Origin of the sequence: Photobacterium piscicola (genome assembly GCF_900166965.1) — a bacterium.
GTDB classification, from domain to species: Bacteria; Pseudomonadota; Gammaproteobacteria; order Enterobacterales; family Vibrionaceae; genus Photobacterium; species Photobacterium piscicola.
The window spans coordinates 47,426-61,013 of sequence record NZ_FUZI01000008.1 but is presented as its reverse complement, the minus strand read 5'-3'; the positions used below and the strand labels follow the sequence as shown (position 1 = coordinate 61,013).

Genomic DNA, 13,588 nt, shown 5'->3' with positions numbered 1-13,588 from the left:
CTTATGCCTCCTGAGGCTTCAACATTGCAATAACGAAATCTTTTGATGATTCCACTTTGCCTTGGTTTACAGCTGCTGCTGGATCAACACTCTTTGGACATACTTCAGAACAGTAACCCACGAATGTACAGCCCCATGCACCATTTTCACTGTTGATCAATTCCATACGCTCATGTTGACCATGGTCGCGGCTATCAAGGTTATAACGGTGTGCAAGTGTTAGTGCAGCAGGACCGATAAATTCAGGGTTTAAACCGAATTGTGGGCATGCTGCGTAGCAAAGGCCACAGTTAATACAGCCAGCAAATTGCTTGTACTTTGCCATTTGCTCTGGTGTCTGAAGGTTCGTGCCGTCTTCAGGCGTACGATCGTTGCCGATAATGTAAGGCTTAATTGCTTCAAGACGCTCAATAAAGGGAGTCATATCGACAATTAAATCTTTTTCAATGGCAAAGTTAGCTAATGGTTCGATTTTAACGCCATTAGGATAATCACGCAGGAAGCTCTTACAAGCCAACTTAGGCACGCCATTAACCATCATGCCACATGAACCACAGATCGCCATACGGCAAGACCAACGGTAGCTTAGATGCTTATCAAGGTGGTCTTTGATGTAACCAAGCGCATCAAGTACTGACATCGTTTCATTGAACGGTACTTCAAATGCTTGTAAATACGGTTCTGCATCTGTCGCTGGGTCATAACGCAGAATTTCAACTTTTTGAATGCGATTGTCTGACATTATGCCTTTTCCTCTTGAGCTTCTGACTGTGCTGCTTGCTGCGCTTTTTCATGTGCTTCGTGAGCTTCAGCTTCCGCACCATATAAACGCGCTTTTGGCTGTGATTTCGTGATCTTCACATCGCTATAATCAATAATTGGCGCATCGCCATTGTTGTAGAATGCCAAACTATGTTTTAGGAAATTTACATCATCACGTTCAGTACAACCGTCATCTAAGCGTTGGTGCGCACCACGAGATTCTGTACGTAGAATCGCTGAGTGTGCCATTGCTTCTGCAACATCAAGACCGTAACCCACTTCAATGGCATATAGCAGGTCAGTGTTAAAGACTTGGCCTTTATCTTGAATGCTAATATGTTTAAAGCGTTGCTTAAGTTCTGCTAGCTTATCAATGGTTGCTTGCATCAAATCTTGTTGACGATAAATACCACAACCCGCTTCCATGGTGTGACCCATTTCAGTACGGATTTGAGCCCAGTTTTCATCACCTTCTTGTGCCATTAGGGCATCAATACGTGCTTGTACTGCGTCTATTTGGGTATTGATTGAAGCATCGTTCCAACCTTTGAATTCTTCAGCGCGTTTAACTGCGTGTTCACCCGCAACTCGACCAAATACTACAAACTCAGCCAGTGAGTTTGAGCCTAGGCGGTTAGCGCCGTGAAGACCAACAGAAGCACATTCACCAACAGCAAATAGACCTTTAATACGGGTCTCACAGGTACCGTTAGTTTCAATACCACCCATGGTGTAGTGTACGGTTGGGCGAATTGGAATTGGCTCTTTTGCTGGATCAACGTTTACGTATGCTTTAGCGAGTTCACAGATGAACGGTAGACGCTCATGTAAGTACTCTTCACCAAGGTGGCGTAAATCAAGCATTACTACATCACCTAGTGGGTGCTGAATAGTGTTACCTTTTTGCTGCTCATGCCAGAACGCTTGTGAAACTTTGTCACGAGGACCCAGTTCCATGTATTTGTTTTTTGGCTCGCCTACTGGTGTTTCAGGGCCCATGCCATAATCTTGTAGGTAACGGTAACCGTTTTTATTAACGATAATACCGCCTTCACCACGACAACCTTCAGTCATCAAAATACCAGTACCTGGTAAACCTGTTGGGTGGTATTGAACAAATTCCATATCACGTAGTGGTACACCGTGGCGGAACGCCATTGCCATACCGTCGCCTGTTACAATACCGCCGTTAGTATTACAGTGGTAAACGCGACCTGCACCACCAGTAGCTAGAATCACTGATTTTGCTTTAATACAAACCAGCTCACCTTCCGCCATGTGAATCGCAATTAGACCTTGAACTTCGCCATCTTCAATTAGAAGATCAACCACGAAATATTCATCGTAACGTTTGATTTGTGGGTATTTGATAGAAGTCTGGAATAGGGTGTGTAGCATATGGAAGCCAGTTTTATCTGCCGCGAACCATGTACGCTCAACTTTCATACCACCAAAACGACGTACGTTCACTTCACCGTTTTCTTTACGGCTCCATGGGCAGCCCCATTGTTCCATTTGAATCATTTCGCGGGTTGAATTCTCTACGAAATATTCAACCACATCTTGTTCGCATAGCCAGTCACCACCACCAACGGTATCGTTGAAGTGATTATCAAAGCTATCTTCGTCTTTGATAACAGCAGCAGAGCCACCTTCAGCTGCAACTGTGTGCGAGCGCATTGGGTAGACTTTTGAAATAAGTGCAATTTCTAGTTCTGGGTTTGCTTCTGCAGCAGCGATGGCAGAACGTAGGCCTGCACCACCCGCGCCAATTACAGCGATATCTGTGGTAATAGTCTTCACAGCTATCCTCCGAAGGTAAGACGGTAAAAAAATGAAAAGGTACGTCATGCGTACCTATCCTTGAAATCCAGCGCGTATTTTATGAAACCTCATTAAGAGAAAATATGATGTAGACGCGTCTTTTTAACGAAATAATCAAAAAATGTAAACTGATTACAGACTTTGTGATTATTGTCACAAATTTTCATGTTTATTCATTGTTAACAGTTTGTTTTCTTTGGCGTCAATTGTTTATGGCTCATTAATAATGTGTTTCATGATGTCGTTGTAATGCTTGGTGGCAAAAGATTTAATAAGCCATAGGCTGCACAGAATGGATGTTTAATTCGATTATTACGCTAGTGGTTGTGTGTTATTTGTTATTACTATGAAAGTCGAGAGGGGGGGCAGTGTCTATTTTGATGATAATAATATGACATTTTATTAATGCCGTTCATTTATATTCATAATCATTCGTGGTTATAAGCAAATATAATTAGAGCAATACTTGGTTAAGATCGTGACTTTGTTAAAATCAGGTCATTATTTCCTTTTATATAAGAAGAAACGGCTATGTCTCAGCCTTGGCAACCTACCGCAGAGATCTCTCAATTAAAACAGCGAGCGGTTTTACTCGCGACTATTCGTCAGTTTTTTGCCGATCGTGATGTTATTGAAGTGGATACACCTGCGATGAGTCAGGCGACGGTAACGGATGTACATCTACATGCGTTTAAAACCCAATTTGTCGGCCCTGGCTATGCTGCTGGCCAAACGTTGTATTTGATGACCAGTCCTGAATTTCACATGAAGCGCTTACTGGCAGCGGGCAGTGGTGCTATTTACCAGATTTGTAAGTCATTTCGTAATGAAGAATCTGGGCGTTATCATAATCCTGAATTTACAATGCTAGAGTGGTATCGACCTGGGTTTGATCATCATCAGTTAATGGCTGAGATGGATTTGTTGTTACAACAAGTATTAGGCTGTGGCGCTGCAGAAAAAATGACCTATCAACAAGCCTTTATTGACGTGTTAGCGGTGTGTCCACTTGATGGTTCTATGGCTGAGTTAAAAGCCGTTGCTGCTCGACTTGGGTTGGCGGATATTGCAGAACCAGAGCAAGATCGCGATACCTTACTACAGTTATTATTTAGCGTTGGTGTTGAAGCTCAAATCGGTAAAAAAGTACCAGTTTTTGTGTATGACTTTCCCGCATCGCAAGCAGCTTTGGCGCAGATAAATCCGCAAGATTCACGTGTGGCTGAGCGATTTGAGGTTTATTTCAAAGGCATAGAATTAGCCAATGGCTTTCATGAACTTGCTAATGGTGATGAGCAGTTACAGCGCTTTGAAGATGATAACCAAAAACGAATTAGCATGGGGCTACAACCTCAGCCGATTGACATGCACCTTGTTGAAGCATTACGGGCTGGATTTCCTGATTGTGCTGGGGTTGCATTAGGTATCGATCGCGTGATTATGCTGGCATTAGAGCGTGATCATATTGATCAAGTCACCGCTTTCCCGATTGAAATAGCGTAAATATTATTCTTATCTTACAGCTTGATTCCAAAGATGTAGACGTAAAAAAGCACGGTAATGATAACCGTGCTTTTTTGTCATTAAATATCCAGTATGCACCAGTTGATATTAGTAATGATTAATCACTCGTTTCATACTGAGGGAACGTGCATTTTATATCGAAGATCTGATTTGGCGTAATAATGATTAAGCTAAACGACGAGTTGGATTTCAAGGCGTTTTAACCGTAAAACAACTATACCGCTCCCTTGTTTTTATTGCAACTGATTATCATTTACAGTTGTTTGTTAGTCGATCACAATCCGCGCATTGATGGGTTGTAATGGACGATTATTGTCTCCCATCATTTGATTAAGCTGTTCTATTTGAGCGGCAGAACTGGTGAGATGACTTTGCATAACATACCAACGAACACCTTCTGTACATGGCGGTGTCGTTAACGATCCATTATAACGAAAATACTGACGTTCACGTGGCAGTAGTGCGTTAGGGGTCAGATCACCGTTAAAGTCAATTGTTTCACCCTTGGTTGGAATGGTTTTTAATAAGGTGGTTAATTCATTATTTGCACGAGGTCCATTTTCAAACATCACTGAAATAACCGCAATATGGCCGCTGGCATCAACGTTAACAAAATGCGCTTCTAACGGATATTGTTTGCCATCAATATAGTTTTCAGAGGGGGTATGAAAATGAAACTGTTTAAGCGTGTACGTATCACCATCAATCACCAAGGTATTATCGCCACTTACATTGGCTTCTATCGTGTGACCGTTATTGGTTAAGCTAGTGATTTTGCCATCATAGCTAATTTGTAATGGCTGTGTTTGGGCTTGAATTGGTGATTGGATGTCAATCGGACTTTGGTTTTCGCCACCACAAGCAGGGTAACTGTCAACCCAATGTTCAGTACCTTGTTGATCGCCATATCCCCATGCGGCATTGGCGTGTGCAGAAAGAGAGAAGCAAGTCGCCAATGCGAGTACTAACGCTGATACTGTATTTTTTTTCATGATGATTACCTTTGAGTATGCGAATTATCTCGACCTAATCGTAGCACTTGAACGGTGAGACGATGGACTAACGTTAACATAGTAATCTTTTGATTTGATATTGAAAATACGATGGGGGAATAGAGCTAAATTGCAGGTGTAATATAAATGAGATAATGGCACTTATCGGAATAATGATGTTCAGTATTGGGTGTTAATGAGAATACGGAGTAATGTTCACTCCGTATCTCAATATCTTTATATTATTTAACTAAATATTCAGCGTAAGGTTGTCCCATGCGCGTAACTTGACGAGGCTGCATGTTTTCTACAAAACGGATGCTGTCTTTAGGAAATAAATTGATCACGGTAGAACCCAGTTTGAAACGACCCATTTCTTGACCTTTCTTTAAACTGATCGCTTGTTCACCCGTGGTTGGGTAATCCCAGCGGCGAACTTCAGGGCCCGTTGGTGGTGTTACCGTTCCCGCCCACACTGTTTCAATACTGCCCACTATCGTTGCTCCAACTAGCACTTGAGCTAATGGACCAAATTCAGTTTCAAATACACACACCACACGTTCATTACGCGCAAATAAATTTGGCACGTTAGCTGCGGTCAGTGGGTTTACAGAGAAGAGATCGCCGGGAATATAAATCATTTGGCGTAATACACCATTACATGGCATATGCACACGGTGATAGTCACTTGGTGAAAGGTAGAGTGTTGCAAATTCACCATCAATAAATTCATCCGCTAATGTACGATCACCACCAAGTAGTTCACAAGCATCAAAATAATGGCCTTTAGCTTGGAATAAACGTCCAGCTTTAATCGGGCCTAATTGGCTCACGCAAGCATCTGCAGGATGGCTAATGATATACTGGTCGTTATTAATTGGACGAGCCCCTTCCATGAGTTCACGCACAAAAAAAGCGTTAAAGGTTGGATAGGCACTCGGATCAGGATTACGCGCTTCTGCCATATTGACGTTATATTGCTTGATGAACCAACGAATAATGGTAGTGGTGAGTTTTCCACCTTCAAAAGCCGCCAGTTTACCCACAAGACGGGTTAAAGCATGTTTCGGTAGACTATATTGAAGGCCAATCTTAATCTTATCTAACACAATTATTCTTCCAGTAAATATTAATTAATCAATAAGTTAGTTATTCTTTGCTTATTTGGAAGAATAACGTCAACCCGCAATAATACCGAACTATTTTAATAATGTCAGTTATTCTGGCATTACCGAGGTCGTGGATAAGTTAGGCTTGTCGGTGCTAATTTGGATTGCAGCAGATAAAAAATAAGCCTAAATAAAAATAAATTTCGTTTAGGCTTTATCTTGGTTATCAGTTTGGCTTATTGCGTGAAAATTGGCGATTTGCCACATTTTCCGACATGCTTTCAATAATCTTATGATAACTGTTATAGCGATCGCGACTAATATCACCACGTTCAACTGCTTCGCGAATGATACAACCGGGATCATTGCCGTGTTTACAGTCACGGAATTTACAGCCACCTAAATATTGACGAAATTCAACAAAAGCCTCTGTAATCTGTTCAGGCTCTAAATGCCATAAACCAAATTCGCGCACTCCCGGTGAGTCAATTAAATCACCGCCATCAGCGAAATGATACAACCTTGCTGCGGTTGTGGTGTGTTGGCCTAAACCTGAGTTTGTTGAAACATCACCAATATCCGCTTCAACTTCCGGCATCAGAGCATTAACCATACTTGATTTACCTACACCAGATTGGCCAGCAAAAATACTGACATGATCTTGTAAATCAACTTTAAGATCATCAAGCCCTTCACCCGTATCAGTACTGACTAAACGTACGCTATAACCAATGTTTTGGTATTGCGTTAATTTACGTTCAACGTCAACCCGTTGTTCTGGTGTAAGTAAGTCAACTTTATTGACCACAATTAATGGCTTAATGCCGATAGTTTCTGCTGCAATAATGTAGCGGTCAATAATGTTAAGCGATAGCTCTGGCAATATTGATGACACAATCACAATACGGTCAACGTTAGCAGCTACAGCTTTTACACCATCGTAATAGTCTGGGCGAGTCAACATTGATTTGCGTTCATGTACCGCTTCTACAACACCAGCAATACCTTGCAATGCTTCAACACCGGGACGCCATACGACGCGATCGCCAGAAACAAGGCTCTGAATACTACGACGTAGGTTACAACGGTGAATAATACCCGTTTGTGGATCTTCAACATCAGCGTGTTGACCAAAACGAGTAATGACCAGCCCTTCACGGGCATTTTCCAACAGGGCTTCATCCCATTGGACTTCATTTTTAGCGCGATCTAGGCGCTTATTTTGGTTAGAGCGAACGCGTCGGCTCTGACCTTGAGTAAGTTTTTTCTTTTTTGCCACAAGAATATCGTTCTGTTTGGTTGGCTTTCGGTATTATCATACATGGTTTAGTCACAAAAGAGGCAATATCGAATGACAATCAGCGATCAGAACCTTATTTGGATAGATCTGGAAATGACCGGATTAGATCCAGAAACTCATAAAATCATTGAAATCGCTACAGTTGTGACAGATCCACAGCTTAATGTGTTGGCAGAAGGCCCTGTTTTAGCTATTTATCAGCCAGAAGCTGAATTAGAAAAAATGGATGATTGGTGCACAAACACACACACTAATAGTGGTTTAGTCGAGCGTATTCGTCAAAGTACGATTACAGAAGCTCAAGCCGTTGCTCAAACTATCGATTTCTTAGAACAATGGGTACCTAAAGGCGCTTCACCTATTTGTGGTAATAGTATTGGGCAAGATCGTCGCTTCCTATATAAGCATATGCCGAAGCTTGAACAGTATTTTCATTACCGTTATCTTGACGTGAGTACACTTAAAGAATTAACTCGCCGATGGAAGCCTGAGCTACTGGATGGCTTTTCTAAACAAGGTAGCCATTTAGCATTAGATGATATTCATGATTCTATTGCTGAGTTACGCTATTATCGTGAGCATATTTTCAATATTTGATGTGAAAATAAGCAGTTAGAAAATAATCTGCGTTTTTTGGTTTAAGAACTATTGCATCCCGTAGTTTTAGTCGTATAATGCGCAGCCTCGAAAGGAGATAACGAGTTTGTTTCCTTTTGTTGAAAATCGGACGCGGGGTGGAGCAGCTTGGTAGCTCGTCGGGCTCATAACCCGAAGGTCGTTGGTTCAAATCCGGCCCCCGCAACCAATTCTCTTTTTAAGAGATGTGATGCGACACTAGCTCAGCTGGTAGAGCGCAACCTTGCCAAGGTTGAGGTCACGAGTTCGAACCTCGTGTGTCGCTCCAAATTATTGTTTATGGCTTAGGCGGTAAACAAAAATAGTTGTCACCAAACTTTAATGGTGAAAAAAATCGGACGCGGGGTGGAGCAGCTTGGTAGCTCGTCGGGCTCATAACCCGAAGGTCGTTGGTTCAAATCCGGCCCCCGCAACCAATTCTCTTTTTAAGAGATGTGATGCGACACTAGCTCAGCTGGTAGAGCGCAACCTTGCCAAGGTTGAGGTCACGAGTTCGAACCTCGTGTGTCGCTCCAATTTAAATCTTTGCAATGTACACTAGCTCAGCTGGTAGAGCGCAACCTTGCCAAGGTTGAGGTCACGAGTTCGAACCTCGTGTGTCGCTCCAAATTGATATTCATGGCTACGGCGGTGAGTAAAAATAGTTGTCACCAAACTTTAATGGTGAAAAAATCGGACGCGGGGTGGAGCAGCTTGGTAGCTCGTCGGGCTCATAACCCGAAGGTCGTTGGTTCAAATCCGGCCCCCGCAACCAATTCTCTTTTTAAGAGATGTGATGCGACACTAGCTCAGCTGGTAGAGCGCAACCTTGCCAAGGTTGAGGTCACGAGTTCGAACCTCGTGTGTCGCTCCAATTTAAATCTTTGCAATGTACATTAGCTCAGCTGGTTGTACATAATATTGCCAAGGTTGAGGTCACGCCTAGTTCCTTGAAGATCGGGAACCTCGTGTGTCGCTCCAATTTAGTTATCATCGGACTTATCGATGAACTACTACTGTGAAGTATTAGTCTTAATGTGGTATTCCTGAGGTATTCGATTACCGATATCATCAGTGTACTGCTTCAAGTGTTTCTAGTTTATCTACGAAGCCCACTTAGAAGCAATCAGCTTCGATTACATCATCTGCTATTGATTATGCAACCTAACGGTTGTTTTTTTCATCTTAGCTATTTGCAAAGATGTTTGTAATATCAATATTGTCATATATGACAAACGCTCTTTTCTTAGCATTGATTAAATTGTACTTACCGCCATACACATTGTGGTTTATCTTGTGTTTTTTCAAAAACAGAAGATGTGATAAGTTATTATTTTAGTAAGTGTTTTAAATTTATTGCACCGTTAGATCACAGTTAAATTAACAGAGTTATCCACATAAGAATATCTGTGGGTAAGTTGGTTGATTAGATGTGATAGGTAGGTGTGAATAACTTTATGAATAGTGATGTTTGTAAAATTATACGCTTTATTCAGTAAGAATAATTAACAGGGTAACTCTTTGTTTTTTATGTTTAATTTTTCATTTATCTACAATTTGCACACAGTTCATTTAATCCTTCCTTTTGCGGGATAACCATCTTGATTATGTTATCCACTCCCTGTGTTTAATCTTTCTTTTTACTGCCTATTTTGACGTCATTTAAAAAGTTTTCCACATATACCCAGAGTACCTAGAATGCTATGCGTCTCGAGGTAAGCCTTTTTCTATAATTCGTACTAAACGCTTAGTGGCATTAGGTAGAACATCAATAACCATTTGTTGGCGTTTTTGATGTTGTTGTTCTAAAGCCCATTCAATATGGACATCGACGAGCGGGTGCTCACCCTGACGAGCGTTCAATGCATCGATGATGTTAGTTTGATAAGGCGCATTGCCTAACGCAATCGTAATATTTCGTAACCACTGAGTATGACCAATACGGCGAATGGCTGAGCCTTCTGTATTTTTTAAGAACGTTGCTTCATTCCATTGATAGAGTGTGACGAGATCTTGCTGAAATAATACATCACGGCAGTGATAGTCCGTTTCTGTTGTTATTTCACCGTTACGGCTAAAAGGGCAAACTAATTGGCAGTCATCACAACCATAAATTCTATTGCCCATTGCTGCTCGATATTGCTCTGGAATAATACCGTCAAATTCAATGGTGAGATAAGATATACAACGTCGTGCATCAACGACGCCAGCCTCAATAATGGCACCTGTTGGGCAACTAGTCATGCAAGCCACACATTTTCCACATTGATTGGTTGTCGGAGTATCAACCGGTAACGGCAAATCAATTAATAGTTCTCCTAAGAAGAACCATGAGCCCGAATGATCGTTAAGAATTAAAGAATGTTTTCCTGTCCAGCCTAATCCCGATTTTTCAGCAAGTGGGCGTTCCAATACTGGAGCCGAATCAACAAATGGTCGACAGCCAAATTCACCCACAACACTTTCAATACGTTGGCCTAATTGTTTGAGGCGATTTCGAATTAATTTATGATAATCACGCCCAAGCGAATAACGACTAATATAGGCTTTTGTTGGTTGTTTTAAGGTTTGAGCAAACCCAGCTTGTGGTGGTAAGTAATTCATACGAACACTGATGACACGTACCGTTCCAGGAAGTAATTCCTGAGGACGAGCTCGCATCATTCCGTGGCGCGCCATCCACTCCATATCACCATGGTAACCAGCATCAAGCCATCGCTGTAGCTGTGCTTCGTGCTGTGTTAAATCGATATCACAAATCCCGACTGCCTGAAAGCCAAGTTCTTGCCCCCAAATTTTAATTTGCAGTGCGAGTTGTTGATAATCGATACTCATAGCGTCAGTCTTATAGCCAGTAAAAATCAGGGAACGGATTCTAGCACATTATTATTTTAGAATAGCCATTAGTAGCAATAATGATAGGGATAACTCCGTAGTTGCTATGGTTAGCTCAGTCACAAGCTGACATGCTGTTGTCAATGGCTGGAATAATAGCTGAGATAATAATGACAGAGTATAAAGCTGCACCACTGCTGAATATGTGGATGACACAAATTGAATGCTGTTACTTTATTGCGGTAAAATTAAAATAGTCATTTTTCGAGGCAGATCATAATCTCGTGCACTATATCTCTCGATATATCGAGGTTTTGATTTATCGTAAAGCAGCAGATTTATGTGCGCAAAGCAGCGAGCGTGGTATGCTGGCTACTGATCTTTTTCCGTTTATTCGTCAATTAGTCAATCCAAGATAAAATATAATGCAAACATTTGAAACTTCTCTTGCTGATGAGCAGGCAACGGTAGATTTTGGCCTTAAATTGGCTAAAGCCTGCACGCAACAAACAACAATATACCTTCATGGTGATTTAGGTGCAGGTAAAACGACATTTAGCCGTGGTTTTATTCGTGCTATGGGCCATCAAGGTAATGTGAAAAGTCCGACTTATACGTTAGTTGAACCGTATGATCTTGCTCCTTGGCAGGTTTATCACTTTGACTTATATCGTCTTGCTGATCCTGAAGAATTAGAATTTATGGGGATCCGTGATTATTTTACTAAAGATGCTATTTGTTTAGTGGAATGGCCAGAAAAAGGAATTGGAATGCTGCCTGATGCTGACCTTGAGTTGGAATTACGCTATCACGGCGAACAAAGAACAGTATTAGTGACGTCGAATACGGATTATGGTTCAACGTTAATCAACCACTTAAAATTAGGCTAATTAGAATGGCGTTACGGACGTATGCAAATCTTCTAATTTTGGGAGTGGGATTAGTTAGTTCTACCGCGTTTGCAAATGAACTAAAGGGAGTGCGGGTATGGCCTGCTCCTGACGAAACACGTGTTGTATTAGATATGCAAAGCAAAGCGGATTATTCGCAGTTTATGCTATCAAACCCATCACGATTAGTGATTGACTTAAACAAGACTTCACTAAAAACAAAATTGCCAATAACAGTGGCTAAGAGTGAAATCTTAACCACGGTTCGTAGCAGCAATGCGCCTGAAAAAGGCACGACACGGTTGGTGTTTGAGCTTAAGCGTACCACTAAACCTAAAATTTTCTCATTATCACCAACCCCTGATGGTAGCTATGGCTATCGCTTGGTAATGGATTTACCTAATGGTTCTGGTGCAGGTGCTGCGGATAAAGAAGAACGAGCGGAAGAAAAAGCCACTGAAAATAACTTAGCCAAGTTGCCATCTGGTACGGCTGATATTGTGGTCGCGGTTGATGCCGGCCATGGTGGTGATGATCCTGGTTCTATTGGTCCAACACATAAATACGAAAAAAACGTGACCTTAGCCGTTGCCCGAAAATTAGCGGCAAAAATTAATGCCACAACGGGTATGCGTGCAGTCATGACTCGTCGTGGTGACTATTATGTAGGATTAAGTAAACGTTCAGAGATCGCACGTAAAAATAAAGCGTTACTACTGGTTTCTATTCACGCCGATGGCTTTAGTTCACCTAAACCTCGTGGTGCATCTGTATGGGTATTGAACACCCGTCGTGCTAATACTGAGATCGGTCGCTGGTTAGAGCAAAGTGAGAAACAATCAGAGCTACTGGGTGGTGGTGATGTGTTGTCCAGTAATCCTAAAGATAAATATTTAGGTCGTGCGGTGCTGGATCTGCAATTTAGTTATTCGCAGAAAGAAGGCTACGATGTTGCTAAGCGTGTATTGTCGAATTTACGTCATATTGCACGTTTACATAAAACTGTACCGCAATATGCAAGTTTGGCCGTATTAAAATCACCTGATATTCCATCATTATTGGTTGAGACGGGCTTTATTACTAACCCAGTAGAAGAACGTCAATTAACGTCAAATGCTCATCAAAACCAACTAGCAAATGCGGTTTATAAAGGTATTTTACAATACTTCACGGCTCATCCACCTGAAGGTACCTTATTTGCTTCGCGTTTAAATGCCGGTGGCATGAAGCATAAAGTGACATCGGGACAAACATTGAGTGGTATTGCGGCTAAATATGGTTCATCGATGGCAGCCATTAGATCGGCGAATCATCTGAAATCAAATTCAGTGAATATTGGTCAAATGTTGTTGATTCCAGGCAGTGGCATCAAGACAGCCCCTACAGGAAATACAACGGCACCAAAAGCCGTGGTTAAACATACATCATCAACACGAGTGATTTGGCACACAGTAAGTCGAGGTGAGTATTTAGGTAAGATTGCAGCTCGTTACGGTACGACAATGAGCAGCATTCGTAAGCTTAATCATTTAAAATCTGACAATGTGATGCGAGGTCAGAAGTTAAAAATAGCGGTACCAGCGACTAAAACCGTTCGTCACCGTGTTGCTCGTGGTGAGTTTCTAAGTAAGATTGCGGCTAAATATGGGGTGTCAGTAGCAACTATTCGTGATGCGAATAAGCTACGTTCTGATAAACTAGCTGTAGGACAGACGCTAATCATTCCAAGAAGTTAAT

10 protein-coding genes and 6 tRNA genes are annotated in these 13,588 nt (G+C 41.7%); 10 read left to right on the top strand and 6 right to left on the bottom strand.

Annotated features, from left to right (window positions below):
• Position 1 precedes the first annotated feature (1 nt).
• Positions 2–742, bottom strand: a complete 741-nt coding sequence (locus CZ809_RS16640) for a succinate dehydrogenase/fumarate reductase iron-sulfur subunit (protein WP_080158679.1) — start codon at positions 740–742, stop codon at positions 2–4.
• Positions 742–2,565 (bottom strand): fumarate reductase (quinol) flavoprotein subunit, encoded by a 1,824-nt coding sequence (frdA, locus tag CZ809_RS16635; protein ID WP_080158678.1) that lies wholly within the window; start codon positions 2,563–2,565, stop codon positions 742–744. Before frdA ends, CZ809_RS16640 begins: the two co-directional genes overlap by 1 nt.
• A 552-nt stretch (positions 2,566–3,117) precedes the next feature.
• Here frdA and epmA point away from each other — a divergent pair.
• Positions 3,118–4,089, top strand: a complete 972-nt coding sequence (gene epmA, locus CZ809_RS16630; RefSeq protein ID WP_080158677.1) for an elongation factor P--(R)-beta-lysine ligase — start codon at positions 3,118–3,120, stop codon at positions 4,087–4,089.
• A gap of 287 nt (positions 4,090–4,376) precedes the next feature.
• Here epmA and CZ809_RS16625 read toward each other — a convergent pair whose 3' ends face one another.
• The 3 genes from CZ809_RS16625 to rsgA form a co-directional block, all read right to left on the bottom strand.
• A complete protein-coding gene (locus tag CZ809_RS16625; RefSeq protein ID WP_144396202.1) occupies positions 4,377–5,102 on the bottom strand; it encodes a carbonic anhydrase in 726 nt (241 codons plus the stop codon).
• 242 nt (positions 5,103–5,344) lie between these two features.
• Positions 5,345–6,211 carry an archaetidylserine decarboxylase gene (asd, locus tag CZ809_RS16620; RefSeq protein ID WP_080158675.1) on the bottom strand — a complete coding sequence of 289 codons (867 nt, stop codon included), beginning with the start codon at positions 6,209–6,211 and terminating at the stop codon, positions 5,345–5,347.
• 226 nt (positions 6,212–6,437) lie between these two features.
• Positions 6,438–7,490, bottom strand: coding sequence for a small ribosomal subunit biogenesis GTPase RsgA (gene rsgA, locus CZ809_RS16615; protein ID WP_080158674.1), 1,053 nt, complete (start codon positions 7,488–7,490; stop codon positions 6,438–6,440).
• Positions 7,491–7,562: 72 nt separating this feature from the next.
• On the opposite strand from rsgA, the gene orn reads away from it, so the two are divergent.
• The 7 genes from orn (at position 7,563) to CZ809_RS16575 (ending at position 9,000) form a co-directional block, all read left to right on the top strand.
• A complete protein-coding gene (orn, locus tag CZ809_RS16610) occupies positions 7,563–8,108 on the top strand; it encodes an oligoribonuclease (RefSeq protein ID WP_080158673.1) in 546 nt (181 codons plus the stop codon).
• A gap of 131 nt (positions 8,109–8,239) precedes the next feature.
• Positions 8,240–8,316 (top strand) — tRNA-Met (locus CZ809_RS16605).
• 23 nt (positions 8,317–8,339) lie between these two features.
• Positions 8,340–8,415, top strand: a tRNA-Gly gene (locus tag CZ809_RS16600).
• 71 nt (positions 8,416–8,486) lie between these two features.
• Positions 8,487–8,563: transfer RNA gene (locus CZ809_RS16595), tRNA-Met, on the top strand.
• 23 nt (positions 8,564–8,586) lie between these two features.
• Positions 8,587–8,662: transfer RNA gene (locus tag CZ809_RS16590), tRNA-Gly, on the top strand.
• A gap of 162 nt (positions 8,663–8,824) precedes the next feature.
• Positions 8,825–8,901 (top strand) — tRNA-Met (locus CZ809_RS16580).
• A 23-nt stretch (positions 8,902–8,924) separates the two neighbouring features.
• Positions 8,925–9,000 (top strand) — tRNA-Gly (locus tag CZ809_RS16575).
• Positions 9,001–9,827: 827 nt separating this feature from the next.
• Here the strand turns inward: CZ809_RS16575 and queG are convergent.
• Positions 9,828–10,961: a tRNA epoxyqueuosine(34) reductase QueG gene (gene queG / locus CZ809_RS16570; RefSeq protein ID WP_080158672.1), complete on the bottom strand. Its 1,134-nt coding sequence runs from the start codon at positions 10,959–10,961 to the stop codon at positions 9,828–9,830.
• A gap of 425 nt (positions 10,962–11,386) precedes the next feature.
• Between queG and tsaE the strand changes: the two genes are divergently transcribed.
• Both tsaE and CZ809_RS16560 read left to right on the top strand, forming a co-directional pair.
• Entirely contained in the window at positions 11,387–11,851 is a 465-nt protein-coding gene (gene tsaE / locus CZ809_RS16565) for a tRNA (adenosine(37)-N6)-threonylcarbamoyltransferase complex ATPase subunit type 1 TsaE (RefSeq protein ID WP_080158671.1), read from the top strand.
• Between the two features lie 5 nt (positions 11,852–11,856).
• On the top strand, positions 11,857–13,587 hold the full coding sequence (locus CZ809_RS16560) for an N-acetylmuramoyl-L-alanine amidase (RefSeq protein ID WP_080158670.1): 1,731 nt from the start codon (positions 11,857–11,859) through the stop codon (positions 13,585–13,587).
• The last annotated feature ends 1 nt before the right edge of the window (position 13,588 follow it).

Excerpts from the sequence above, each read along its gene's own strand:
- CZ809_RS16640 (WP_080158679.1), bottom strand. The coding sequence starts at position 742 with ATGTCAGACAATCGCATTCAAAAAGTTGAAATTCTGCGTTATGACCCA.
- epmA (WP_080158677.1), top strand. The coding sequence starts at position 3,118 with ATGTCTCAGCCTTGGCAACCTACCGCAGAGATCTCTCAATTAAAACAG.
- CZ809_RS16625 (WP_144396202.1), bottom strand. The coding sequence starts at position 5,102 with ATGAAAAAAAATACAGTATCAGCGTTAGTACTCGCATTGGCGACTTGC.
- orn (WP_080158673.1), top strand. The coding sequence starts at position 7,563 with ATGACAATCAGCGATCAGAACCTTATTTGGATAGATCTGGAAATGACC.
- queG (WP_080158672.1), bottom strand. The coding sequence starts at position 10,961 with ATGAGTATCGATTATCAACAACTCGCACTGCAAATTAAAATTTGGGGG.
- tsaE (WP_080158671.1), top strand. The coding sequence starts at position 11,387 with ATGCAAACATTTGAAACTTCTCTTGCTGATGAGCAGGCAACGGTAGAT.
- CZ809_RS16560 (WP_080158670.1), top strand. The coding sequence starts at position 11,857 with ATGGCGTTACGGACGTATGCAAATCTTCTAATTTTGGGAGTGGGATTA.